Source organism: Serratia sp. BNK-12, from assembly GCF_047456085.1.
GTDB lineage: Bacteria > Pseudomonadota > Gammaproteobacteria > Enterobacterales > Enterobacteriaceae > Serratia > Serratia liquefaciens.
In genome coordinates this window covers 3,963,516-3,987,553 of record NZ_CP179896.1, presented here as the reverse complement: position 1 = coordinate 3,987,553, position 24,038 = coordinate 3,963,516, and the positions used below count along the sequence as shown (strand labels likewise).

Genomic DNA, 24,038 nt, shown 5'->3' with positions numbered 1-24,038 from the left:
CATGATGTGTTAGTGCATTCAGACGCTTGCCTGCGGTTTGCCGGAGAATACTGACTAAGGGTTGTTTCTATTATCCAGACTAAACCCGCCAGCCCCTAAGAGAAACAGGGCGATAAAACCACCGGACATCGTGATGTTTTTCATCAGCATCAACTGACTTTGTAGGTCGGGACCACTGTGAAAAATCAGTCCTGAGATGATACAGAATCCAAAGAACAGAATGGCGACAATCCTCGTCTGAAAGCCCAGTAAAAGAGCCACACCGCCGCCTAGCTCGGTTAATATCACCAAAGGCAATAATATTGCTGGTACGCCCATCGACGCCATATACTCAGCTGTCGCGTTATAAGCCGAAAGTTTACCTATTCCAGCAATAATGAATACAGATGAAAGAAGTACTCTCATTAAAACTGACACTAAACCGAAGAATAATTTGTTGTCGATGATATTGTCAATTTTGCCTTTTATAGACATTAACGCTTCCTCAAAATATTAAATAATATATAAGTTGAAAATTAACGACCGGTTTGTAATTACACACCGGGCCGCGTATTCAATGGCTCGCTGATGGTGATGGCTAAACCCTGGGCTGGGGGAGTAATGGTTGTGGCCTGAATAAAAGTAAAGAGTGCTTAAACAGCAAACTAACGACGTTATTATCCCCCCGCATTACGCTCACATCTTCTTATTCTCAGTGCCCGCCTGTTTATTCATGATATCGTGCTCGGCGGGAGGGTTACCATATAATTGACGTAAGGATTTGGGTATATGCCCATTGTTATCGATTATATTATAATGCTCACCCACTTCAGCCGTCAGTAATGTACTGCCGGATAAGGTCTTTAAGTTAGGGTCGCTAAATAGCGCCCATACCACGCGTCCACAAAACTCAGGGCTCTCAAATCCCAATGTGTCACGGAGAGCGCGCGTTTTCGGGTCTGAGTTGGCAAGCTCAACCATCGTCTCTGTGGCTACGAAACCTGGCCATAGGGATACGGCGGAAACGTTAAAGGGGGCGAAGTGCTCGGCGTAGGAAGCGGCCAATTTATCCAGGCCAGCCTTTGAAGCGTAATAGGCTGGATCATGCACCTTCGCATCGGCATAGAAAGATACGTTGACGATTAACCCGCGCCCACCGGCAAGCAACAAGCGCGCCGCATGCCAAGTCGCAACATGATGAGAACGTAAGCCAACATCCAGTATATCGGCAAGATGGATGGTGGCTTCCCAAAAGGGTTTCACTCCCATTTGGCTGTTAAGCGTGGTGGCATTATTGACGAGGATATTGAGATAACCGTGCTTCTGCTCCACCTGTTTAAATAGGCGTGCTATCTGTGCATCGTCAGACATATCGCAAACAACCGCTACTCCTTGCCCCCCCGCGTGGGTTATTTCACTGACCACCTTTTCGACTGACTCCTGGTCACGACCCGTAACATAGACAATCGCACCTTGTCGTCCCAGTTCCTTTGCTATTCCCTTACCTATTCCTTTGCTTGATCCTGTAATAACGGCGATGACATCTTTTTCTGTTTGCATTATTTGCTCCTGATGACAAGGGCCAGGGCCTTCATCTTCGCTTAAACGGTGACAACAATTTTGCCTAGCTGGGCGTTCGCTTCTAGATATTGATGTGCCGCAACTATCTGATCAAACACAAAGGATTTCGCTATAACCGGCTTTAATTCGCCACGACTAAGCGCCGCCAAAATAAAGGTTTTAGCGTTGGCGAGGCGCGCCGCATTTCCTACAATTTCGCTGTAAGCAAATCCCCTGATTGTCAGGCCTTTCGGGATCGCCAAACTTGCCGGGAAAGGGGTGTTTTCACCGCTCAGATTACCGTACTCTATCAGCGTGCCTCCGGGCGCCAAGATCTCGCATAGCGTGGGCACACCTTCCCCCCCAATACAATCGAAGATAACTCGCGGCGGCCTATCGCCAGTGATTTCTTTAACTTCAGCTACGCTTTTCTCACCCTGAGAAGTGACAACCCATGATGCACCGATATCGAGTAACGCCTGGCGTTTGGATTCGGTTCTTGAGGTTGCTATCACCCGAGCGCCAAGCATGTTGGCAATTTGAATCGCGGCGATACCAACGCTACTGGAAGCGGCAGTGACCATGACATAGTCGTCAGAGGTCACTTCTGCAACGTCAATCAGTGCCCCATATGCCGTGATGTACTGCATCCACGCCGAGGCTGCTTGCTCCCAGGATAAATTTTCCGGATGCTTAACCACGTAACGGGCTGGGTAGTGAATAGTTTCACCATAGGTGGGCCACCGATCCATAGCCAGTGAAGGGATAACACTCACCGCGTCGCCAGGGATAAGGCCTTGCACTTGTGCACCAACGGCGTCGATAATCCCGGCCGCTTCATACCCCATTCGCTGCGGAAATACCGGAGGAAATGCATACTTACCGCGACGCAGTAGCGCCTCCGCCCGATTTAAACCGATAGCTTTCACCTTAATACTGACTTCATCGGCGGCTAAGGCAGGGAGATCCACGTCCACAATTTTTAATACATCTGGTTCACCGACACGATCAAACTGGATAACCCGCGCCATTTTGTTCCCCTTTATATAAAACACGTAAACTAATACGAATTTATGACTGGAATTTTTGACACAAAAATAAGTGTAATTTTATGCCTGTTCCATTATTTCATGCGTATCACAGTTTTCCCCCGGTATCCTCCGCTCTTGACGGAGTCCAGCGCTAACGAAGTATCCTTTAAATAAAATACTCGCGGAGGCGTGAAGGGAATCTCACCTTTGGCAATCTCTTTCGCTATAGAATTCAATTTGGCAGGGTCAAATTTCATTTGAAAAAATGTCCCTTTTCCTGGTTGGCTGCCAGGTGTTTTTTCTGCGATATCAACGGCAACTGAACTTACAATTCGGCCGTATGGCGCCAGAGTGTTCCAGAGTGCTTCCAGGGAACGTCCACCGACCAAGTCAAGAACGAGGTCAACTCCCTTTATCATCGATAAGGCATGAGCGTCGTTATAGTCAACGACATCTGTGGCACCCAATGACTTGACATAATCTCTGTTTTTTTGCGAAGCCGTAGCGATGACCTTTGCCCCTGCGCGATGAGCCAAAGGAACAGCCAAAGAGCCTACTCCGCCAGCCGCGCCCTGGATCAAAACGGTTTGCCCAGCCGTTAATTCCCCGATATCAAATAACCCCGTCCACGCCGTCGAGCCGGCAACCGGCAGGGTTGCTGCGACGGTTTCGTCCAGATCATCGGGGATGGGGATTAACAGTTCCGGCTCAATTTCTATCGTTTCGGCAAATGCCCCGCGGTTCACAGGCTTCCCTATCACGCGATCGCCGACGTTGAAGGTGGTGACGCCAGCCCCCACTTCAACAATCTTTCCTGCGAACTCGCCACCCAAAATACAGGGAAAAGTTAATGGGAATATATGCTTAAGCAGGCCATCACGCAGTTTCCAGTCTAATGGATTAACCCCTGCGGCGGCGATCTCCACAATGACCTTGCCCGGTGAGACCTGGGGCCTGTTGATGGGCTGAATTTTGATCGTGCCCTCAGCGCCATAACTATACATAACTGCTGCTAATTGCTGATTCATGTTGATCTCCTAAGCTATTTTTTCACTATATCCGTACCAATAATAATTAATAAGATGCTAAATTATGGACGCCGTGGACCAAAAATGAGACAGCTCATGAATATGAATGCATTGCAGGACTTCATAAGTGTGATTACACACGGCAGCTTCAGCGCGGCAAGTCGCGCAACGATGACGCCTAAAGCCTCTATTTCACGACGGATCCGTCAGTTGGAAGATGAACTGCAAACGCGCTTGTTTGAACGCACGAATACCGGTTTCACCTTGACCGCCGAAGGAACCCTGCTATTCGAGCGGATAAAGCCTTTGGTTAACGAGCTCAACGACATCAAAACTGACATGATGGAACAGACCGGTAGCCCCTCAGGAAAATTACGGATTAGCGTTCCTCCCGTTATTGCATTTGATACCTTGGGTAAACTGGCTGCTCGTTACAGAGCGCTTTACCCATTGGTCGAACTTGAACTTATTGCTGACAGCAGATTGGTTGATCCTATTCGAGAAGGTTTCGATGCCGTTATTCGTGTAAATCCGATGGCGGATGAAGAGATGATAGGTATAAAAATATTCAAAGAGACATTAATATTTGTTGCGTCACCGCAATACAGGGAACAACTGGCTTTGGGAGACCCGCTCACGGAACTTCCTTTCATCAGTATTGGAACGCACTGGAAACCGAATCAAATTAGTACCGTTTTGGATGGGGAACCACGACATTTCAATGTGAACACGGAGTTATATATCTCCTCTCCGTTTATCACCCGTTCCACCCTCATTTCGGGAGTCGGTTCCGCACTGCTACCGGAAGCTTTGGTCGCCGATGACATCAAAGCCGGCAGGTTGCTTCACCTGGGGGTAAGTGAACAGCCAGAGCTGATTTTATGGTGCCTTTATCCGAGTAGGCGCTATGTCACCGGAAGATTAAGAGCCTTTATTGATTTATTGAAGGAAACATTTTCACAGGAAAGCAGTATTCATCATTAACGGTTCGAAAAACAAAACCGGCGATCCTGTCGGGTAAGCAGTGAATGATGGCTGCACTTAAGCGTGCAAGCAGCCATTGAACCGCCTGCAACGCTGTCCTCCAGTCCCTGGCTCGAAAATCCATTTAATTACCCGGCTAACGACTATGTTGGCTGCCGACGCTGTGCTAGTTTCTGTAGCAAATCATCAGAATGCAGGACATAACATGTTGAGTTTGTTTGTTTACGGGACGTTAGGGCCAGGGCGGCCAAACGCGCACATCATGGAAAGCATCGGCGGAAGTTGGGAAGAGGGCAGTGTGGGGGGAACGCTGCTGAATGCAGGGTGGGGCGCCGAAATGGGCTATCCGGGCATCGTGCTGGATAACAGCGGCAGCCGGGTTCAGGGTTTTCTGTTTTGTTCCGACAATCTTGCCGCCCACTGGCAAACCCTCGATGAATTTGAGGGAGAAGGTTATGAGCGGGTGGCCGTCAGTGTGACTACGGCAAGTGGCGACGTCGTCGATTCGTTTATCTACATGCTGAAGCAATAACGCCGCTGCCGTTGTTTAGCTCGGGAACGAGCCATCTCGTTCCCGAAATGCGGCGGTTACCGGTTCGGCAAACAGAAAAACGACTGCGCGTTCTCACCCAAAATCTGACGCTTACTTTTCTCCGGCAAGGCAGAGCTGCTGACCAAATGGCCAATCTGTTGTTCCCCCAGCGGGAAGGGAGCATCGGAGCCCAGCATGACCCGTTCCGCACCCAGGGTATCCACCAGAAGCTCTAGCGCCCGTGGATCGAACACCGCGGAGTCGACGGAGAAGCGATCCAGATAGCTTGACGGTTTATGCGGGCAATCTTCTCGCACGATATCGCGCTGCTCCCAGGCATTATCAACCCTCCCCATCAGGTAAGCAAAGCTGCCGCCCCCGTGGGCAAAGCAGAGTTTCAGGCTGCGCGGCAAGCGTTCGAAGGCGCCTGAGAGGATCAAAGAGAGGATCGCCAATTGCGTTTCCGCCGGCATTGCCACCAGCCAGGGCAGCATCCATTTCTTCATACGCTCCGCGCCGCCCATCATATCCCAGGGATGTACCAGCACCGGGATACCCTCGTGGGCGCAGTGGGTCAGAAAGACGATCAGCGATTCATGATCCAGATCCTTTGCCCCTACGTGATTACCTATTTGCACGCCAATATGACCACACTCTTTTGCCCGGCTGGCTTCGCGGCAGGCGGCCTCGCTGTCCTGCAGGGGAACCTGCGCCAGCACCTTCAGCCGTCGCGGATTGGCAGACGCCATCTCCAGCGCCCGATCGTTCATCAACTGGACCCAGGGCAGGGCGCGATCGAGAGCGACGTCATAGGCAAACATGACCGGCGTGGCGCACATGATCTGAATATCGATCTGCTGTTCATCCAGCTGTTCCAGGCGGCGTTCGGCATCCCACAGGGCGTCATAGACCGGCCGGAAAGGCTTATCATTGAGCATGATCTGGCCTTCGCGCCCGTGGGTTGCCAACCAGGGAGCCCGCTCAACATCCAGCCTGGCAGCCTCTTGTTGGCTGATTTTAGGGAAAAAATGCGAGTGGATATCTATTTTCATCGGGTTTCTGTTGCCTTCAGTGTGCGATGCCAGGTTTGTGCATCGCGGCTTGGGTGGATCTCGCCGCACTGGCTGCAGCGGCGTTCTTCATCGCTGGTTGCATAAAATTGTTCATAAACCGGGGGGAGATCCGCCACGATGCTCTTGAGGTTCATTTCATATCTTTTGATCAGGTTGCCGCAGGCCGCGCATGACCACTGTATGGCGTCCGGCTCATTTTCCGGGCGCATCCGTTCCAGCACCAGGCAAAGGCTGCCCTCTTCCGGGCGTTGAGGAGAATGAAGCACATGGGGTGCCATCAGGAAAATGTCCCCTTCACGCAGGTCGATGCGGTCATAACGGCCGTCATCCCAGATGTTCAGATAGGCATTCCCTTTAAACTGGTAGAAGAACTCCTCTACCGGGTTATCGTGAAAATCGGTGCGCTGGTTCGGCCCGCCGACGACGGTGACCATGTAATCGCTGTCCTGCCAGATCTGTTGGTTATTGACCGGGGGCTTGAGCCGATGCGCGTTACTGTCTAGCCAAGTATTGAAGTTGAGCGGAAATCCATATTTGAAGTTAGACATTGTTATTCTCCGATTCGTAGGGCAGAGGATATGCACAGGTTATTTTTGGGGCTTATAGGCGATGGCCTTGATTTCAATTAACAAGTGCGGGTGAGGCAGTTGATGCACCGCCACGGTGGTGCGGGTTGGGCCGTCGTAGTCAAAATAGTCGGCATACACCGCGTTATAGCCAGCAAAATCGTTCATATTGACGAGAAAAGCGCTGATCTCGACAACATCATTCAGGTCGGCTCCGACACTGCGCAGGATGTCGCGAATATTATCGAGCACCGCGCGAGTCTGAACGTCGATAGCCAGGCGGGTTGCACCCATGGCATCGGCTTCGGCCCCGGCAATACTGTTGTCCGGCAATCTGGCACTGGTGCCGGAGACAAACAGAAAGTCGCCCGCCCGTTTCACGTGTGGAAAACGTCCGCGCGGGGCGGCTTTTCCCTTAACAACCACAGCCTGGTTAGTCATAGCTGGCCCTCGGTATGAAATGCCGTTCGCCCAAAGCCGGAAATATCGACGCTGACGTGTAGCCCGGGGCGTAAAGCTTCTGCTGCGGTTGCCGCGCCAGCGAGGATCACCGAACCGGCAGGCAGTACGCGTTCTTGTTGATGCAGCAGGCTGGCGATCTGTACCAGTGCACGCAATGGATGCCCAAGAATAGCTGCGGTGCTGCCAACCTGCACCGGACGCCCATGAAAGTTCATCACCACACCAAGGTTATCGATGGCGCGCTGCGGGTTCTGCAAGGCCCCCACGACGAATTTGGCGGATGAGCAGTTGTCGGCAATCACGTCTTCAAGGGTGAAGCGGAAATCGCGGTAACGGGAATCGATAATCTCCAGCGCAGGGCATACCCCTTCAAGCACCCGGCCGGCTTCGGCCAGGGACAGCGGGCCATTGATCTCTTTGCCGGTGATAAAACAGAGTTCAGGTTCCACGCGCGGGTGGATCAACTCGCGCAGATCCAGTGTTCCTCCTTCTTCAATCTGCATGGCATCGGTCAGTTCTCCCCAAATAAGATGGTCAACGCCCATTTGCTGCATTTTGGCGCGGCTGGTGAAACCCAGCTTCAGGCCGACGCGACGCTCTCCACGCTGCTCGCGCAGCCGGATCCCTTCAGCCTGAATCCGATAGGCCGTGGGAAGATCCAGAGCCTGCTGTCCGGTTAACTGTGCGGTGGCTTGCTGGCTGAGTGTGGCCTGGTCTAGCTGAGTGGCCAGTGCGGTAAGATCCATGATTTTGCTCATGCAATGTTCTCCTGAAGCCTGTTTCGCTGGGCCAGCAAATCCAGGGCGACGTCAACGATCATATCTTCCTGGCCGCCGACCATACGCCGACGGCCGACCTCCAATAAGATATCGGTGGTTTTAAGTTGATACTGCTGCGCCGCCTTTTCGGCATGGCGCAGAAAACTGGAGTAGACGCCGGCATACCCCAGCGACAGGCTCTCTCGATCGACGCGTACCGGACGATCCTGCAATGGACGCACCAGATCGTCTGCCGCGTCCATCAGTTGCAGCAGGTCGCAACCGTGGTTCCAGCCCAAACGTTCGGCGGTGGCGATAAAGACCTCAAGCGGCGCATTGCCGGCACCGGCGCCCTGACCGGCCAGTGAAGCGTCGACCCGCTGACAGCCTTCCTCCACTGCGACAATCGAGTTGGCGACCCCAAGCGCTAAATTATGGTGAGCGTGCATGCCGATTTCCGTGTTTTCATCGAGCACCTCGCGCAGAGCGCGGAAGCGATCGCGGATATCCTGCATCAGCATGGCGCCGCCAGAATCGACCACGTACACGCAGGTGGCCCCGTAGGACTCCATCAGTTTCGCCTGCTGTGCCAGATGTTTGGGTTCAGCCATATGGGACATCATCAGAAAGCCGACGGTGTCCATCCCAAGCTCACGCGCATAGCTAATGTGTTGGCGCGAAATATCCGCTTCGATGCAGTGAGTGGCGACGCGCACTACCCGCGCGCCAGCATCATAGGCATTACGCAAATCGTGAACGGTACCGATACCCGGCAACAGCAGCGTCGCGATCCGGGCATGGCTGACCGACTCTGCGGCAGCGGCAATCCACTCGACGTCGCTGTGCGCGCCGAAGCCGTAGTTGAAGCTGGAGCCGGATAGCCCATCACCGTGAGCCACTTCGATCGAGTCGACCCCAGCGCGATCCAACGCGGTGGCGATTTGTCTGACCTGTGGCAGCGAGTAACGGTGGCGTACCGCGTGGGAACCGTCACGCAGAGTGACGTCGGAGATATAGAGTTTTTTCATCTTCATGCTCCCTGACCTTGCAGCAAACGCCTTGCGATATGCTCACCGCAGGCCAGTGCGGCTGACGTCATGATGTCGAGGTTGCCGGCGTAGGCCGGTAAATAGTGAGCGGCCCCTTCGACCTCCAGGAAGATGGAGACTTTCAGGCCACCCTGCGGCCCCAGATCCGGGTAAAGGTGCGCATCGGCCGGGGCGATGGTTTCAAACTGGACTTCCTGCTTGAGTCGATAGCCGGGAACGTACTCTTGCACTTTGGCGACCATGGCAACCACCGCCTCGGTGATTGCTTGTCGATCGCTCGGTGGCGTCAGGCAGAAAACGGTATCGCGCATCATCAAGGGCGGTTCGGCCGGGTTGAGGATAATGATGGCCTTGCCGCGCCTTGCGCCGCCTACGCTTTGCAGTGCCAGCGCGGTGGTTTCGGTAAATTCGTCGATGTTTGCGCGAGTGCCGGGCCCGGCAGAACGGCTGGAGACCGAAGCGACGATCTCGGCATAGTAAACATCGGTGACGGCGGCGACGGCGGCCACCATCGGAATGGTGGCCTGTCCGCCGCAGGTGACCATATTCAGATTGGGGGCGTCGCCCTGAGTTGCCAGATTGACTACCGGTACCACGTAGGGGCCGATGGCTGCTGGGGTCAGGTCGATTACCTGTACACCGTACTGTTGCAACAACTTATTGTGGTGCGCGTGCGCCCCGGCCGAAGTGGCGTCAAAAACCACTTTGATTTCGCTGAAATCGGGCAGCGCGAGCAGGCCATCAATGCCTTCGGACGTCGTCGCCACGCCCAGCCGATTCGCACGGGCCAGGCCGTCGGAGGCAGGATCGATTCCGACCATCGCAGCCATTTGCAGGTGCTGACCGTGGCGCAGGATCTTGATCATCAGATCGGTGCCGATGTTGCCCGAACCGATGATTGCAGCGGCAATTTGCGCTGAGTTGCTCATTGATCACCTCCTGCGGCAGGGGCGAAGCGGCCGCTGACCTGACCGAGGCCCTCAATGCGGGCGCTAAACACATCCCCAGCGCAGGCCGCTACCATCGGCCCCAATGCGCCAGTGAGGATGATATCGCCGGCACGCAAAGCGTTGCCGCGTTGCGCCAGCGTGTCCGCCAACCACAAGGCGGCAAGCAGCGGATTGCCCAGACAGGCGGCTCCGGCACCCACCGAAACCGGTTCGCCAGCCCGCTCCAGCACCATGCCGCAGCCCAGCAGATCGACGTCCTTCAACAGCACCGGGCGGTTGCCCAGCACGAACAGTCCGCAGGAGGCGTTATCGGCAATGGTGTCCGCCAGCGAGATATCCCAGCCGGCGATGCGGCTATCAACCACTTCGAGAGCGGGCAGCAGATAGGCGGTGGCGCGGATCAGGTCGGCGAGCGTGTTTTTTTCATGGGGCAGATCCTGTTCAAGTACCAAGGCGATCTCGGCTTCCACCTTGGGCTGAATCAGCCGACCGGCGGCAATCTCTTCACCGTCACACAGCGCCATGTCGGCGAACAGCTGGCCGAAATCCGGTTGATTGACCCCCAGTTGGCGCTGTACCGCCGCCGACGTCAGCCCGATTTTGCTGCCCACCGGCCGGTGTCCCTTTTGGATCCGCTCTTGGTTATTGACCCGCTGTACGGCATAGGCGGCATCGATATCCTGTGAACCCACCAGGTGGCGAACCGGCGCGCAGGGGCGGCCACTCTCGGCGGCCTGCCTGAGCATTTTGGCCGCTTCATGGTGTTCAGGCTTCAGTGAATTTGACACATGACTCTCCTGTTATGCGCCACGCGTGAACGTGGCCGTTTTCCCTGCGGCTGGGTATTGTCGTGAGTCATGCCCTTGAAGAAAGAGAGCGTTGGCGAACACGATTCAGCCAGCCGGCGAGAGTGGATACAGGGCAGTCTAATCAGATGGCCAATAAGCGAAAAATGAATAAAGTGGCTTTTGCTATTCCTTAAAGTTATGCCATAGTCGCCAGACTTGGTGCCTGGGCCAGACGATTTTTGGGAGTAAACGGCAATGAATGAACGTTCCCCTTTTAACGTTAGCGATATGATCCTGAACCGGCTCAAGCTGCGTCCACTGCTGATTTTTGACCGGGTATTACGCAATCAGTCGATTGCGCGTGCGGCTCGGGAGCTGAATCTGACCCAGCCCGCCGTGACCAAAGCGATCCGCGAACTGGAACAACAGCTGGATACCATCCTGTTCGATCGTAATAATCGGGGCGTGACCCCAACGGACTGTGGTGTCTTGCTGGGAGAGCGGGTTAAATCGGTGATTGCCGAGCTGCGCTACCTGACCGATGAGCTGAACACCTTCAAGGGCGGCGTTACCGGCCATGTTGTGGTGGGAACGCAGATCTCGGCCAGCGCCCGTTTGTTGCCGCGCGCCATCTTGTTGCTGAAAGAGCGAGCACCCAAAATTCTGGTCACCGTACGGGAAGGGCCGCAGGATTACTTATTTCCTGCATTAGCGACCGGTGAGCTGGATGTGGTGGTAGGGCGTTTGCCCGAGCCCGATGCGCCTCTGACCGCCCGCATGGCGCTGAGTCACCGGGCATTATATTGCAACAGCCTTTGCGTGGTGGCCGGCAGCCGCCATCCGCTGGTGCAAGAAGCCAATCTTAACCTTCAACACCTTGCGTCATGGCCGTGGATCCTGCCGCCGCTCGACTCGCCGGCCCGGCGTGTGGCCGATCAATTCTTCAAGGAGTCCGGGCTGCCGGCCCCTGAAAATATCGTGGAGTCATTGTCGCTGCTGACCAACGTCAACCTGCTGGTGGATTCTTCATTCCTTGGCCTGATGCCGACCGCCGCGGCGCGGCGCTTTATTGCGGCCGGTCTGCTGTTCCAACTGCCGCTTGGCGACGTGGGCCCTTCCACCGAGGTCGGGTTTTCCATCCGTGAAGATAAGCCTTTGACGCCGGCGAGCAGGCAACTGATTGAATGCCTGAAATTGGCGGTTCAGGAAGACAATGCGTTGCCTGGCTATAACCAAACGGCATAGCAAAGCCCGCTTTATTCATTTTCACCTTATTTCTACGGCTCCCTACACTGCGTAACGATACCCGGTCGAAGCTCCCTTCCAACGGCGTTGCTTTTAGACGCCAATGGCAGGTTTCTTCGTGCCGCTTTGTGACTCAGGAGGAACAGTGCCGTGGCAATTTATCAATCCGCGCCGGATTTACCCTTGTATATCGACGGCCAGTTTGTCGATGGGATCCGGCAGTTCGACAATATCAGCCCCGTTGATGGACACCTCGTTTCGCGAGTTGCCGAAGCGGGGGGAGCGCAGGTAGCGGCAGCGGTCAAAGCCGCCCATGCCGCACTCTCCGGGCCCTGGGGGCAACTGAGCGTGCCGGAACGTGTGGCGCTATTGCACCGGGTGGCCGAGGGTATCGAAGCCCGTTTTGACGAATTTGTCGCGGCAGAAGTGGCGGACACTGGACGCCCCGAGAGTCTGGCGCGTACGCTGGACGTTCCCCGCGCCATTGCCAACTTCCGTACCTTCGCCGATCTGGCTGCAACCTCGGTCAATGAATGCTGCGAAACGCCACAGGCCGATGGTGGCCTGCTGTTCAACTATACGGTCCGCAAACCGCTAGGGGTGGTGGCCGTAATTTCTCCCTGGAATTTGCCGCTGCTGCTGCTGACCTGGAAACTCGGGCCAGCGTTGGCCATGGGTAACACCGTGGTGTGCAAACCGTCGGAAGAAACCCCCTCTTCAGCAACGCTGCTGGCGCATGTAATGCATGAGGCCGGTTTGCCTGCCGGGGTATTTAACCTGATCCACGGTTTCGGACCGGGTTCCGCAGGCGAGTACCTTACCCGCCAGCCGGAGATTGCCGCCGTTTCCTTTACCGGCGAATCTCGTACGGGCAGCGCCATCATGAAAGCGGTGGCGGATGGCGTAAAAGAGATCTCTTTCGAATTGGGCGGGAAAAATGCCGCGGTGGTGTTTGCCGATGCTGACTTTGAGGCGGCGGTCGCTGGCGTAACACGCTCCTCATTTTTCAACACTGGGCAAGTGTGTTTGTGCTCTGAACGTGTCTATGTCGAGCGCCCGATCTTCGATCGTTTCGTCGCGGCATTAAAAGAACGGGCCGAAGCCTTGAAAATAGGTTATCCCGATGAGGAGGGCGTGGATCTCGGCCCGCTGGTGTCGCAAAAGCATCGGGATAAAGTGCTTTCCTATTTCGCGCTGGCGCGTAGCGAAGGAGCCACCCTGATCACCGGCGGTGAGGTACCGGTATTCGGTGACGAGCGCGATAACGGCTCCTGGATCCGCCCAACCATTTGGACCGGCCTGGGCGACGACGCACGCTGCGTGCGCGAAGAGATTTTTGGACCGGTATGTCACATATCGCCTTTCGATAACGAAGAGGAAGTGCTGGCGCGGGTCAACGACAGCCAATATGGTCTGGCCTGCGCGTTATGGACCAGTCAGGTCGGGCGGGCGCATCGCCTGGCTCGGCGTGTTCATACCGGCATCGTCTGGGTTAACAGCTGGTATGCCCGCGATCTGCGCACCCCGTTTGGCGGCAGCAAACTGTCCGGCATGGGGCGCGAGGGCGGGCGTCACTCTTTGGACTTTTACTCTGAAATCAGCAATGTCTGCATAAAACTATAATCGCTCACCGGCTGCCGCCAGCCCGTGGCAGCCCGCAGAGTCCCTCTATTCGCTGACAGGAGCCTGACCACATGTCTCATGGTGCATCTCTGGATATTGAAGCCTTTATCGATCAATCGCCATTTTCCCCGTTCCAATGGCTACTGCTTCTGCTGTGTTTTTTGGTGATTTTCATGGACGGTTACGATATGGCTGCGATTGCCTACGTGGCCCCTTCACTGCTGGACGAATGGGGAGTGCAGAAAGCCGAACTGGGGCCCGCCATGAGCGCGGCGTTGTTTGGCCTGGCGTTTGGTTCGCTGCTGTCCGGGCCGCTGGCAGACAGGGTGGGCCGCAAACCGGCGGTGATCTATTCCGTATTGTTGTTTGGGGTGTTCAGTCTGGCAACCGCCTGGTCAACTTCGATAGGATCATTGACCCTGCTGCGTTTTATTACCGGATTAGGGTTAGGGGCTGCGATGCCCAATAGCATCACGCTGCTGTCCGAATATTGCCCCAGTAAGCGGCGCACCATGATAGTCAGTGCCATGCTGTGCGGTTTCCCGCTGGGTGCGGCTGTCGGTGGCCTGCTGGCCGGTTACCTTATCCCTTCATTTGGCTGGCGTTCAGTGTTGGTGGTAGGGGGCGTGGTGCCTATCCTGCTGTGTGTAGCACTGCCGTGGCTACTGCCGGAGTCGGTACGCTATATGGTGCTTAAGGGCTATCCCAGCGCCCGTATTCGCGCCGTTTTACAGCGCATAAAGAAGGAAGGGGCCGAGCGGGCTGATCACTTCGTCATTGCGGAAAAAATAGCCGACGGACATTCCGCTATCCGTGCCATTCTGACTTCGCCGCATCGCACCGTCACAGGGTTGCTGTGGCTGAGCTGTTTTATGAGCATGCTGGTGTTTTATATGATTGTTAGCTGGATGCCGCTGTTGCTAAAAGAGGCGGGGCTGTCGGTGCTGCAATTTTCCCATATCAGTGCGCTGTTCCCGTTAGGCGGTGGTGTGGGATCCATACTGATCGGGTGGGTGATGGATCGCCGTGAACCCAATAAGGTCCTGGCGCTGACCTATCTGGCCGCCGGGGTATTGGCCTATGGCGTGGGCCTGGCGGTTGGTAACGTCACTCATACACTGCTGTTGGGTTCACTGGTGTTCTTTATGGGATTTGCTTCCGGTGGCGGGCAATCTGCGCTGGCGTCACTGTCTGCTTCGTATTATCCCACCAGCTGCCGCGCCACCGGGGTGGGCAGCATGTATGGAGTAGGGCGTTTTGGCGCTATATTTGGCGTGCTCGCCGGTGCGGAACTGCTGCGTTACCAGTATCCCGCCGCGGCCATTTTTAGCCTGTTGCTGATCCCTGCCTGGTTGGTTTGCCTGGCGCTGATGCTGAAGTATTTCAGCGGACGGCGGCGAGAACTGCTGTTGGCTCGCTTGCCGGACAAACACTGAATACGGCCTCCACGATTGGCGAACGGCATTGCTCAACTGTCTTGCTATTCCACCGTAGAGGGAAAGAGGGGACCGGGTTGATTCGTTTATCTGAATAATTCGATATTGAAGCCCCGGCTCTGCGCTGGGGCTTTGTTTATGTGCGATCAGATCGGTGAACAATTGAGCTTTTGTTTATGCTGCGGCGTTAAAATAAAGCCAAATGCCCATTAGGATCTCACCGTGCGTAAATCAAAATTCTTGCTGGTAACGCTATTTTGCCTGTGCGCAGCTACAGCGCTTTATGTATTGGCCTATCGGTCGTTGGGCCATTATCTCAGCGACGGTGAGAAGGCCTACCCCGATATCAGCATTGAAATCCGTTAACAGCCGTCATCCCATCCAGACCGCTTTGTGCCGCCGCGATAGCGCCGGCTGCTTACGGTATACAGTATCGCCAATGAGAGGGGGCTATTTTTCGTCAGGAAGGAAATAGTGCCCGCATTTAGGGCAGATCATGGTGATGTTTTTACGCATTTTGCGACTGTTTTGTTCAGATACGTGAGCGCATTTCGGGCAGGTCACTTTTACTGATGAGTCGCTGAACATCTTAAGGGCATCAAAGATAGACATATCTTTCACCGGGTAGATGTAAGGAGCCTCAGTTTAGCATTGCTCGGGGTTAATAGCCCTTTATTGATTGTTTATTAATCATTTCTGCGAGGGCGGTGCCGGGACTTTGGCGCCGATGAACAAGCGGCGCCGCAGTAAAAATGTCACATTTCCATCCGAGGTTACATCTGTCGGAGCAACCTTACGCAGGCATGACAGTTCTATACATTGTGGCTGGTAATTTAACAGCTACCCGATGATGTTGTGTGTTATCCATTCCCTGTAGTGTATTACCCCATCCCTGTTAAGTTTATCCCGCCTTGTGCGGGATTTTTTTTACCTGCGCTCAATCATTTGCCCGCCAAACATAATGTCGCGCGTGGCCTGCAACGCCAGAAAATCATGAGGGAAACCGAGCTCGATGGCACTGGCAGTTTCCAGCCGTTGCCATTGATCTTCTGTGAGCCGGACGTCTAATGCCCCCAGATTATCTTCCAATTGCGCCAGCGTACGTGCGCCAATAATGGGGGCGGTCACCGCCGGGTTACGCAGCGTCCAGGCCAGGGCCACTTGCGAAGCGCTGAAGCCGGATTCGTCGGCCAGCGCCTGTACCTGAGCGGCGATCGAAAGGTTGCGTTCGGTCAGCATGCCCTTATTGCGTACCATTGCGCGCCTTGTCCCGTTCTCTTCCCCCATGGGCTGCAAATCACGTCGGCTGTATTTACCGCTCAAGATACCGCCGGACAGCGGTGACCAAGGGATCACACCGAGGCCCATTTCCTGTGCCATCGGGATCAGCTCACGCTCGACGGTGCGTTCCAGCAGGCTGTATTCGATCTGCAGGCCAATCAGCGGTGACCAGCCACGTAAATCCGCCAGCGTCTGCATTCTGGCAGCCTGCCAGGCGGGGAGATCCGAAACGGCCAGGTACAGCACCTTGCCGGCGCGCACCAGGTCATCCATGGCGTGCATGATCTCTTCTACCGGAGTAGTGAAGTCCCAGGCGTGCAGATACAGCAGGTCGATATAATCGGTATTCAGGCGCTGCAGGCTGTCTTCCACTGAACGCACCATACTCTTGCGATGGTTGCCGCCGGAGTTGGGATTATCAGGTTGCATGGGCAGCGTGTATTTGGTGGCGATTACCAACCGATCGCGGCGTCCGGCAGCGAACTCCCCGACAAAACGCTCGGCGCTGCCTTCGGTGTAGCGGTTGGCGGTATCGATGAAATTGCCGCCGCGCTCGACGTAAACGTCAAACAAACGGCGGGCCTCCGCCTGTTCCGCCCCCCAGCCCCAGTCGGTGCCGAAGGTCATGGTGCCGAGTGCCAGCGGCGAGACGCGCAGGCCGGAACGGCCCAGTAGACGGTAGTGGTTTAGGGCCAGTGATGTATGCATCGTACATTCCTCTGTGGTTTTTCCCCAGAATAGGCCCCGCGATACTCTGATTGAATACGCTATAATCTTCATGAATTATTAAGCGCAGGAGGCATAATGAGAGGAAGTGACTTTGCAGAGCTGCGCGCTTTTGCTGCCATTGTGGAGCATGGCGGTTTTGCCCGTGCCGCAGCGCAACTGGGTATGTCCGCTTCCGCACTCAGCCAGACTCAGCGTAATCTGGAGACCCGGCTTGGTGTTCGGCTGTTGAATCGTACCACTCGCAGCGTGGCGCTTACCCAGGCGGGGGAGCAGCTGTTAGCGCGCCTTTCGCCGGCCTTGGCCGAAATTGAGGCCGCCGTCACCCAGACGGCTGCGCTGCGTTTACAACCGGCGGGCACGCTACGCCTTAACGCGTCCGGTTTGGCGGCGATTTATTATCTGGCCCCGTTGTTAGCGCCGTTCAATGCACATTATCCCGATATTGTGGTGGATCTAAGCGTGGACGATCGGCTGGTGGATATTGTTGCCGCCGGTTTCGACGCGGGCGTACGTTTGCATGAGCGGCTGGAAAAAGACATGGTGGCGGTTGCGCTGGGAGGCGAGCAACGCATGTGTGTCGTCGCATCGCCGACATACCTGGCTCGTTACGGCGTACCACAGACGCCGGATGCGCTACGACAGCATCGTTGCCTAAATACTCGCTGGCCGACCAACGGCAGTCTCTATCGCTGGGAGTTCGAGCGCGGTGGCGAAAAGCTGGAGATTGCAGTGGAGGGGCCCTTGATCGTGGATGAACCGCAGGTTCTGGTGCGTGCTGCTATGGATGGGCTGGGGATTGCCTACTTGTTCGAGAGCCAGGTGGCTGAGGCCCTGAGGGACGGCCGGTTGCTTTCGTTGCTCACGGCCTGGACGCCGCCTTTCCCCGGATTTTACCTTTATTATCCCGCTAATCGGCAAATGCCGCGGCCGCTGCGCGCGTTTATTGACTTCGCCCGGCAGCAGGGTTAACGGTCAGGAGCGAGCTGATAAGCATCCGGTTTTTTTGAATAACTCTGTCAGATAAATTTGGTATTCACCCCGGAGACAGTTGATTAGATTGGATCAGAGTATCCCCGGGTGCCATAGGCACCCTTATACAACGATCAGGGAGTTTCTAATGGCGAAGACAGTGGTAATTTTTCACTCCGGCTACGGCCACACCGAACGTTTGGCAAACGTGGTTGCACAAGGTGCCGAAGCTGAACTGATCGCTATCGATCAGGAAGGCAATATCAGCGATGAAGCCTGGCAAAAACTGGATGAGGCGGATGCCATTATCTTTGGTTCGCCGACCTATATGGGGGGCCCGTCCTGGCAATTCAAAAAATTCGCCGATGCCAGTTCAAAAGCCTGGTTTACCCGCAAATGGCAGGACAAGGTTTTTGGTGGCTTCACTAACAGCGCCAGCCTGAACGGCGACAAGCAGGTGACGCTGATCGCGCTGCAAACGCTGGCCTCTCAGCATGGTGGTCTGTGGGTCAGTCTGGGGCTGATGCCGGCCAATACCAAGGCGGCGCAACGTACCGATGTGAACAACCTCGGCGGGTCCGTTGGTCTGCTGGTGCAGACCCCAGCAGACGCCGGCGTGGATGAAATGCTGTCGGGCGATCTGGAAACGGCTACGCTGTACGGCCAGCGCGTTGCGGCATTTGCCGCCAAATTGGCTTAAGCGCGATTCCCTTTCACTGATGAAGGGGAAGTTAACCAGGCATGGCGAGATTCATTGCGTGCGCTATTTTTTCGCTCATTTTTTCTACACAATTGGGGCGTAAATTAGTGTGCGTTATTAGCCTGCTTGGGCTAACACTGCATTTCGTACAAATATTCCCGGTTCCTAGGCCGGGTTTTTTGTTGCTAAGGTGGGCTTAAGCTTCCGGCGATACAATGAGCGGCAACAGGGTCATGCAATGATCGTGTCGTAACTGTCAATTAGCTGCTCTTCAAGCGAGCCCGCATTGCGCGGGCTTTTTTTATGAATTGCGCTTCGTTGCGTCTTACCGGAAAATAATAACCGGCAGCATGGCTTGAGCGGTAGGTAAAATACCCATCTTATTATTATGGTTTTGGCGTTGTGATCATCGGTGATGGTTTACGCTATGCTGTTAGATATCCTTGAACATTATTTTCGGGCGGGTGAAAATCCGTTTCGCATTGCAGGATACCGGTGAGCGATGGCGTTAAGAGCATTCTGTTAATTAAAAACGAATCTATCTTTGTTGCTGATCTGTCTGTATTTTTTAATTTTAACTCTGATTGTTATGTCTTCCTCATCATGTCGGGCGAGGGAATATGCATAGAATTGCTCTGGTGATTATAAATATATGGGTAAGGCGATGAACGCCAGAATAAACGCCAAGCAGGGATTGCCGGTCGCCATCCAGTTGATCACGCTTTTTCTGCTGGCCTATTTACTTTCCCTGCTGGGTATTTTTACACGTCCAATAGGTTCGCTTTCTCTGTTTTGGCCGGTGAATGCGATTTTACTCGGTCTATTATTACGCAAACCGGCCTATGCCAGCCCTGCGGGGTGGTTGATCACCTATCTGGGGATGATCGCCGCCGATTTGACCAACGGCGAAAGCCTGTCGCTGGCGCTGTGGTTGAATGCCTGCAATATGTCCCTGATTGCTACCGGTTACGGTGTGATGCTGCTGTTGCCGCAGTCGCAGCGCCGGATGGGCAAACCTCAGGCGATCCTCTATATGTTTACTGCCAGCCTGAGCGGTGCGGCAGTGGCATCGACACTGTCGATACTGCGCAATGACAGCCTGTACAACAACACGGCGATTATCGCCTGGCTGGCGTGGTTCAGCGAACAGTTCTCGACCAACCTGCTGTTGCTGCCGGTATTGCTGGCCGCCCCGCGGCTTAAACAACTGCTGCGCCTGCAGATCAATTGGCAGCTGCGTGCCAGTATGCCGCTATTGGCGCTGCTGTTTTCACTGGTATTTAGCGTGTATATCGGCGGGCCGGGGGCGATTGCTTTTCCGATCCCTGCGTTGCTGTGGTGCGCGGTCCGCTATCAGTTGTTCACCGTGACGCTGCTGACATTGCTAACCGGCATGACCGAGATCAGCAGCATTTCGGCTAACCTGATGCTGTATGAAACGCCGAACAACCATAATGCCTACCTCGATACGCTGATGTCAGCCCGTCTGGGCATTGCCATGTTGGTCATGGGGCCGCTGATCCTTTCCAGCTCAATCGCGGTTAACCGTAAGCTGCTGCGGCGCCTGGAGCACAGTGCCAATCATGATTTCCTTACGGGCGTCTTGGCGCGTAATGCACTGACACGTAAGGCCGGTGAAATGCTGGAGCACAAATATAAATCGAAAGAAGCGGTGTCGCTGCTGTTGATCGATATTGACCACTTTAAACAAATCAATGATACCCACGGTCATTTGGCCGGCGATCAGGTGTTGGCTTCATTCGCCCATATTGTCAGGCGCGAACTGCGTCACGATCAACTGTTTGGGCGTTTGGGCGGTGAAGAGTTTGCCATTATGTTGCCGCGCGCGCTGGCGGCGCAGGGTGTGGCGTTGGCGGAGCATTTACGGCAATTGGTGCAAAAAACCGAGTTGTATCCTGGTGGCAAGGTTCCGTTAAAAATCACTATCAGCGTTGGCGTCGCCAATCTGGCGATGAATGAGGTGAAATCGCTGGAACAGCTGATGAATATGGCTGATATCGCGCTTTATCGCGCCAAGTCGCAGGGGCGTAACAGGGTGGAGTCGTTTAATGTGATCAGTGGCAACAGCGTGGACCACATTCTGTTTAAATAAAGGCGTCAGTTCTGCTTGGGTTCAAACTCGGTGCCGCAGTTTGGGCAGATCAGCATGACTTTTTGCCGCAGCATCGAGCACTTTTGAGTCGTCACATAGGCGCATTTCGGGCAGGCGATTTGGGTTGAGCGGTTGATGAAACCTTTAACACTGCTGGTATCAGACATAATAAATGGCCTGTGTCAGGTGAAAACCCACGCTAACACAGGTGATATCAAATTGCTTTGAATGTTTTTTATACGCCTGGAAAGGGATTACAGGCTTTTAAGCACTTTCAGCGTTTCGTCCATGTCGATCTCGTGCTCGGAGAAGGTATGGGTGTCGTTCTGGAAGGTGGTGATGGTCAGCATGCGCAGCGTTTGCATGGTCTGGGACGCGTCCTCAGACTGCGGGCGGATGCGGTTCATCAGCAGGCCAACCGACAGCACGGTATTTTCTTTATCCACGTCCGCTTTCACCGGCACTTCCTTGGTGAAAGTATTAAAGGATTTGATGCTGGTGATTTTGATTCTTTCGTTGGCGATGATGATGTACTTGCTCGACGCCAGCACCTTGACCGCAAATGCCGACGGGCCTTTGGTGTTGTTGGTCGGTTCGAAAGTCACCGCCGCGTTTTTCTTAATCAGCTCCGGGTTTTGCACTTTAATCACGTGAAAATAACGATTTTCCCCGTTCTCATCGGTAATAAAGCCGAAGCCTTTGTCTTCAAAAAAAGTCGTTATCTTGCCGTTCATCATCATTCTCATAAAGTCGTTCAATACAGTGCTTATGATAGCGCGGAATGCCTTGCAGTGACAGATTGCGTGCCCGGCATTTGATAATGCGATAACGGCATTTAGCCGCGTGGTGGCCGCATGCTATTTTCAGCCTGACTTTATTCATTTCTGAAAGGGAAAATTGATGGGAATTAAACGGCTTAACCACGCGGTGTTGTATGTCAGTGACGTGCAGCACAGCGCGGACTTTTATCATCAGGTGCTGGGATTCAAGCTCAAACCTTCAGGCAGCCCCGATAAAGCGGTGTTTACCCAGGCGGCCGATTCGGATAATGATCACGATTTGGCGCTGTTCAGCAAGAACCTGGGGCAGCAGCGGGCCGGTGTTTTTCGCGCTAACGATGAGCCGCCGGCGGAAAACGAACCTCCGGCCGGGTTGTATCATCTGGCCTGGGAAGTCGATAGCCTGGACGAACTGGAGCGCATTCGCGATCAATTGGCGCAGCGGGGCATTCTTGGGCTGGAGGAAGATCATGGCGTGCACAAGAGCATTTACGGTCATGATCCAGACGGACTGTTGTTTGAAGTGACCTGGTTTATTCCGTCGGCGTTGCAGACAGAAGAAGATCGCAACCAGCACGGCATCAAACCGCTGGATTTCGTCGCCGAAAAACGCCGTTTCGCGCAGGCATGATAGAACGGGGCGCCGTTGGGCGCCCTGCAGTTACAGAACCTTATTGAGAAAGTTGACGGTGCGGTTATGCTGCGGATGGTTCAGTACCTGTCGCGCATTCCCCTGTTCGACGATTTGCCCATCGACCATAAAGACAATCTGATCCGCCGCTTCGCGAGCAAAGCCAATTTCATGGGTTACCACCACCAGCGTAACTCCCAGATCCGCCAGTCCTTTGATGACGTCCAACACTTCACCAACCAGTTCAGGATCCAGCGCCGAAGTCGGTTCATCGAACAAAATCACCTTTGGATTCAGCGCCAGAGCACGAGCAATGGCGATACGCTGTTGCTGACCACCAGACAGGTGACGCGGGTAGGCATCCGCCTTGTGCCGGAGGCCGACGGTATCCAACAGTTGATAAGCGACCTCTTTGGCCTGGGCTCGCGAGTAAATCTTATGTACCACCGGCGCTTCAACGATGTTTTCCAGGACCGTCAGGTGAGGGAACAGGTTGAAGTTCTGGAACACATAGCCAACGTTGATGCGCTGCTTGAGAATGGCGTTTTCTTTCAGCTCATACAGCTTGTCACCCTTGCGTCGGTAGCCGACGTAGTCGCCGTCGATACGGATAAAACCTTCGTCGACGCGCTCGAGATGGTTGATGGCCCGCAGCAGGGTGGACTTGCCGGAACCTGAGGGACCAAGAATAACCGTGACGGTTCCCGGCTGCAGCGTCAGGCTGACGTCGTCAAGCGCTTTATGCTTGCCGAAATATTTGCTCACGTTGCTGATCTCAATCAGGCCGCGGGCCGGTACCGGGACAATGTTGCGCACCGGCGCTTCGCGCAGGGCATAATAATCAATGGCTTCGGACATGGGATCCTCCTAACGTTTTAACCAGCCGGCCAGTTTCTGCCATGGCGTTGGCGGCAGTTCGCGGACCGCGCCCCGGGCGAAATAGCGCTCAATGTAATACTGAATGACCGACAGTGCGGTGGTGATGAACAGGTACCAAATCGTGGCGACCATCAGCAGTGGGATCACCTGCTGAGTGCGGTTATAGATCACCTGAATGGTGTAAAACAGCTCAGGCAGCGCCAATACGTAAACGATGGAAGTGCCTTTCGCCAGGCTGATGATTTCGTTGAAACCGGTCGGAACGATGGAGCGCAGCGCCTGCGGCAGAATGATACGAAAGGTGCGCCGATAACCCGGCAGGCCAAGCGCCGCCGCGGCCTCATGCTGGCCGTATTCCACGCCGAGAATGCCGCCGCGGATGATTTCTGCGGTATAGGCCGATTGCACCAGCGTCAGCCCCAGCACCGCCACGGAGAACTGGCTGAGAATATCGATGGTCGGATAGCTGGCGAACACCACCGAAGTAAAGGGAATACCTAACGAAATCGCATCGTACAGGTATGAAAAGTTATACAAAATAATCAGCACCAGAATCAGCGGCAGTGAGCGGAACAGCCAGATATACCCCCACGCCAGCGAGGCCAGCAGATAAGAGCGTGACAGCCGCGCCAGCGCCAGCAGGGTGCCGAAGATGATGCTGAACAGGGTGCCAAGCAGCGTCAGCAGCAGGGTCTGCCCCAAGCCCGACAGCACCGCCGGTGCAAAGAACCACTCGGCGAATACGCCCCATTCCCAACGTTCGTTAGCCGCCACCGACTGGACGATGGCCGCCAGAATAAAGACTGAAAACAGCGCGCCCACCAGCCGTAGCGGGTAGCGTGCGGGAACCACTTTTAACACTTCTTGTTTGGACATTGCAGATCTCCTGAAAC

General features: G+C 54.7%; 27 protein-coding genes. 10 read left to right on the top strand and 17 right to left on the bottom strand.

Annotated features, from left to right (window positions below; all coding sequences use genetic code 11):
* Window positions 1-54 precede the first annotated feature (54 nt).
* The 4 genes from ACMGG1_RS18635 to ACMGG1_RS18620 form a co-directional block, all read right to left on the bottom strand.
* Window positions 55-474, bottom strand: coding sequence for a DoxX family protein (locus ACMGG1_RS18635; protein WP_409324749.1), 420 nt, complete (start codon window positions 472-474; stop codon window positions 55-57).
* Window positions 475-675: 201 nt separating this feature from the next.
* Window positions 676-1,539 (bottom strand): SDR family NAD(P)-dependent oxidoreductase, encoded by an 864-nt coding sequence (locus tag ACMGG1_RS18630; protein WP_128864452.1) that lies wholly within the window; start codon window positions 1,537-1,539, stop codon window positions 676-678.
* Window positions 1,540-1,580: 41 nt separating this feature from the next.
* Entirely contained in the window at window positions 1,581-2,570 is a 990-nt protein-coding gene (locus ACMGG1_RS18625) for a zinc-dependent alcohol dehydrogenase family protein (protein WP_259216537.1), read from the bottom strand.
* A 92-nt stretch (window positions 2,571-2,662) separates the two neighbouring features.
* Window positions 2,663-3,598: an NADP-dependent oxidoreductase gene (locus ACMGG1_RS18620; protein ID WP_262032649.1), complete on the bottom strand. Its 936-nt coding sequence runs from the start codon at window positions 3,596-3,598 to the stop codon at window positions 2,663-2,665.
* 96 nt (window positions 3,599-3,694) lie between these two features.
* Between ACMGG1_RS18620 and ACMGG1_RS18615 the strand changes: the two genes are divergently transcribed.
* Window positions 3,695-4,582, top strand: a complete 888-nt coding sequence (locus ACMGG1_RS18615) for a LysR family transcriptional regulator (protein WP_234529959.1) — start codon at window positions 3,695-3,697, stop codon at window positions 4,580-4,582.
* A 205-nt stretch (window positions 4,583-4,787) separates the two neighbouring features.
* Window positions 4,788-5,114, top strand: a complete 327-nt coding sequence (locus tag ACMGG1_RS18610) for a gamma-glutamylcyclotransferase (RefSeq protein WP_130015887.1) — start codon at window positions 4,788-4,790, stop codon at window positions 5,112-5,114.
* 56 nt (window positions 5,115-5,170) lie between these two features.
* On the opposite strand, the gene ACMGG1_RS18605 is transcribed toward ACMGG1_RS18610, so the two are convergent.
* The 7 genes from ACMGG1_RS18605 to ACMGG1_RS18575 are packed head-to-tail and all read right to left on the bottom strand — an operon-like array spanning window position 5,171 to window position 10,718.
* Window positions 5,171-6,166: an amidohydrolase family protein gene (locus ACMGG1_RS18605; RefSeq protein WP_020825583.1), complete on the bottom strand. Its 996-nt coding sequence runs from the start codon at window positions 6,164-6,166 to the stop codon at window positions 5,171-5,173.
* Window positions 6,163-6,735: a 3-hydroxyanthranilate 3,4-dioxygenase gene (locus tag ACMGG1_RS18600; RefSeq protein WP_046374308.1), complete on the bottom strand. Its 573-nt coding sequence runs from the start codon at window positions 6,733-6,735 to the stop codon at window positions 6,163-6,165. The genes ACMGG1_RS18605 and ACMGG1_RS18600 overlap by 4 nt, the downstream gene beginning before the upstream one ends.
* Before the next feature lie 39 nt (window positions 6,736-6,774).
* The gene (locus ACMGG1_RS18595) at window positions 6,775-7,194 is read right to left on the bottom strand and encodes a RidA family protein (protein ID WP_020825585.1); all 420 of its coding nucleotides are present in this window, start codon (window positions 7,192-7,194) and stop codon (window positions 6,775-6,777) included.
* On the bottom strand, window positions 7,191-7,973 hold the full coding sequence (locus ACMGG1_RS18590; protein WP_020825586.1) for a 2-keto-4-pentenoate hydratase: 783 nt from the start codon (window positions 7,971-7,973) through the stop codon (window positions 7,191-7,193). The genes ACMGG1_RS18595 and ACMGG1_RS18590 overlap by 4 nt, the downstream gene beginning before the upstream one ends.
* Window positions 7,970-9,007, bottom strand: a complete 1,038-nt coding sequence (gene dmpG / locus ACMGG1_RS18585) for a 4-hydroxy-2-oxovalerate aldolase (protein ID WP_262244554.1) — start codon at window positions 9,005-9,007, stop codon at window positions 7,970-7,972. The genes ACMGG1_RS18590 and dmpG overlap by 4 nt, the downstream gene beginning before the upstream one ends.
* Window positions 9,004-9,951, bottom strand: a complete 948-nt coding sequence (locus tag ACMGG1_RS18580) for an acetaldehyde dehydrogenase (acetylating) (RefSeq protein ID WP_261156729.1) — start codon at window positions 9,949-9,951, stop codon at window positions 9,004-9,006. Before ACMGG1_RS18580 ends, dmpG begins: the two co-directional genes overlap by 4 nt.
* Window positions 9,948-10,718 carry a 2-keto-4-pentenoate hydratase gene (locus ACMGG1_RS18575; protein WP_197821224.1) on the bottom strand — a complete coding sequence of 257 codons (771 nt, stop codon included), beginning with the start codon at window positions 10,716-10,718 and terminating at the stop codon, window positions 9,948-9,950. Before ACMGG1_RS18575 ends, ACMGG1_RS18580 begins: the two co-directional genes overlap by 4 nt.
* Window positions 10,719-11,015: 297 nt before the next feature.
* Here ACMGG1_RS18575 and ACMGG1_RS18570 point away from each other — a divergent pair, with 297 nt between their 5' ends.
* From ACMGG1_RS18570 to ACMGG1_RS18555, 4 genes are all read left to right on the top strand, one after another.
* Window positions 11,016-12,005 (top strand): LysR substrate-binding domain-containing protein, encoded by a 990-nt coding sequence (locus ACMGG1_RS18570; RefSeq protein ID WP_046374304.1) that lies wholly within the window; start codon window positions 11,016-11,018, stop codon window positions 12,003-12,005.
* 150 nt (window positions 12,006-12,155) lie between these two features.
* On the top strand, window positions 12,156-13,628 hold the full coding sequence (locus ACMGG1_RS18565) for a 2-hydroxymuconic semialdehyde dehydrogenase (RefSeq protein ID WP_414160922.1): 1,473 nt from the start codon (window positions 12,156-12,158) through the stop codon (window positions 13,626-13,628).
* Window positions 13,629-13,699: 71 nt separating this feature from the next.
* Complete coding sequence (locus tag ACMGG1_RS18560; RefSeq protein WP_414160921.1) at window positions 13,700-15,064, top strand: MFS transporter; 1,365 nt, start codon at window positions 13,700-13,702, stop codon at window positions 15,062-15,064.
* Window positions 15,065-15,286: 222 nt separating this feature from the next.
* Window positions 15,287-15,430, top strand: coding sequence for a hypothetical protein (locus ACMGG1_RS18555; protein WP_165366286.1), 144 nt, complete (start codon window positions 15,287-15,289; stop codon window positions 15,428-15,430).
* 84 nt (window positions 15,431-15,514) lie between these two features.
* Here ACMGG1_RS18555 and ACMGG1_RS18550 read toward each other — a convergent pair whose 3' ends face one another.
* Both ACMGG1_RS18550 and ACMGG1_RS18545 read right to left on the bottom strand, forming a co-directional pair.
* A complete protein-coding gene (locus ACMGG1_RS18550; RefSeq protein WP_217330903.1) occupies window positions 15,515-15,676 on the bottom strand; it encodes a YnfU family zinc-binding protein in 162 nt (53 codons plus the stop codon).
* 315 nt (window positions 15,677-15,991) lie between these two features.
* Window positions 15,992-17,053 carry an aldo/keto reductase gene (locus tag ACMGG1_RS18545; RefSeq protein ID WP_259216545.1) on the bottom strand — a complete coding sequence of 354 codons (1,062 nt, stop codon included), beginning with the start codon at window positions 17,051-17,053 and terminating at the stop codon, window positions 15,992-15,994.
* 96 nt (window positions 17,054-17,149) lie between these two features.
* On the opposite strand from ACMGG1_RS18545, the gene ACMGG1_RS18540 reads away from it, so the two are divergent.
* The 3 genes from ACMGG1_RS18540 to ACMGG1_RS18530 all read left to right on the top strand — a co-directional run bounded on the left by ACMGG1_RS18540 (window position 17,150) and on the right by ACMGG1_RS18530 (window position 20,856).
* On the top strand, window positions 17,150-18,043 hold the full coding sequence (locus tag ACMGG1_RS18540) for a LysR family transcriptional regulator (RefSeq protein ID WP_174573860.1): 894 nt from the start codon (window positions 17,150-17,152) through the stop codon (window positions 18,041-18,043).
* Window positions 18,044-18,191: 148 nt separating this feature from the next.
* Window positions 18,192-18,743, top strand: a complete 552-nt coding sequence (locus ACMGG1_RS18535) for a flavodoxin family protein (RefSeq protein WP_020825595.1) — start codon at window positions 18,192-18,194, stop codon at window positions 18,741-18,743.
* A 664-nt stretch (window positions 18,744-19,407) separates the two neighbouring features.
* Window positions 19,408-20,856, top strand: coding sequence for a GGDEF domain-containing protein (locus tag ACMGG1_RS18530; RefSeq protein ID WP_116691177.1), 1,449 nt, complete (start codon window positions 19,408-19,410; stop codon window positions 20,854-20,856).
* Between the two features lie 5 nt (window positions 20,857-20,861).
* On the opposite strand, the gene ACMGG1_RS18525 is transcribed toward ACMGG1_RS18530, so the two are convergent.
* Window positions 20,862-21,023, bottom strand: a complete 162-nt coding sequence (locus ACMGG1_RS18525) for a YnfU family zinc-binding protein (RefSeq protein ID WP_020825597.1) — start codon at window positions 21,021-21,023, stop codon at window positions 20,862-20,864.
* Window positions 21,024-21,110: 87 nt separating this feature from the next.
* Window positions 21,111-21,590: a cold-shock protein gene (locus tag ACMGG1_RS18520; protein ID WP_041415242.1), complete on the bottom strand. Its 480-nt coding sequence runs from the start codon at window positions 21,588-21,590 to the stop codon at window positions 21,111-21,113.
* A gap of 166 nt (window positions 21,591-21,756) precedes the next feature.
* On the opposite strand from ACMGG1_RS18520, the gene ACMGG1_RS18515 reads away from it, so the two are divergent.
* Entirely contained in the window at window positions 21,757-22,266 is a 510-nt protein-coding gene (locus ACMGG1_RS18515) for a VOC family protein (RefSeq protein WP_217330905.1), read from the top strand.
* A 30-nt stretch (window positions 22,267-22,296) separates the two neighbouring features.
* Here the strand turns inward: ACMGG1_RS18515 and ACMGG1_RS18510 are convergent, their stop codons facing one another.
* Together ACMGG1_RS18510 and ACMGG1_RS18505 are read right to left on the bottom strand one after the other, a co-directional pair.
* Window positions 22,297-23,124, bottom strand: a complete 828-nt coding sequence (locus tag ACMGG1_RS18510; protein WP_316044195.1) for an amino acid ABC transporter ATP-binding protein — start codon at window positions 23,122-23,124, stop codon at window positions 22,297-22,299.
* 9 nt (window positions 23,125-23,133) lie between these two features.
* Entirely contained in the window at window positions 23,134-24,021 is an 888-nt protein-coding gene (locus ACMGG1_RS18505; protein ID WP_020825601.1) for an amino acid ABC transporter permease, read from the bottom strand.
* Window positions 24,022-24,038 lie beyond the last annotated feature (17 nt).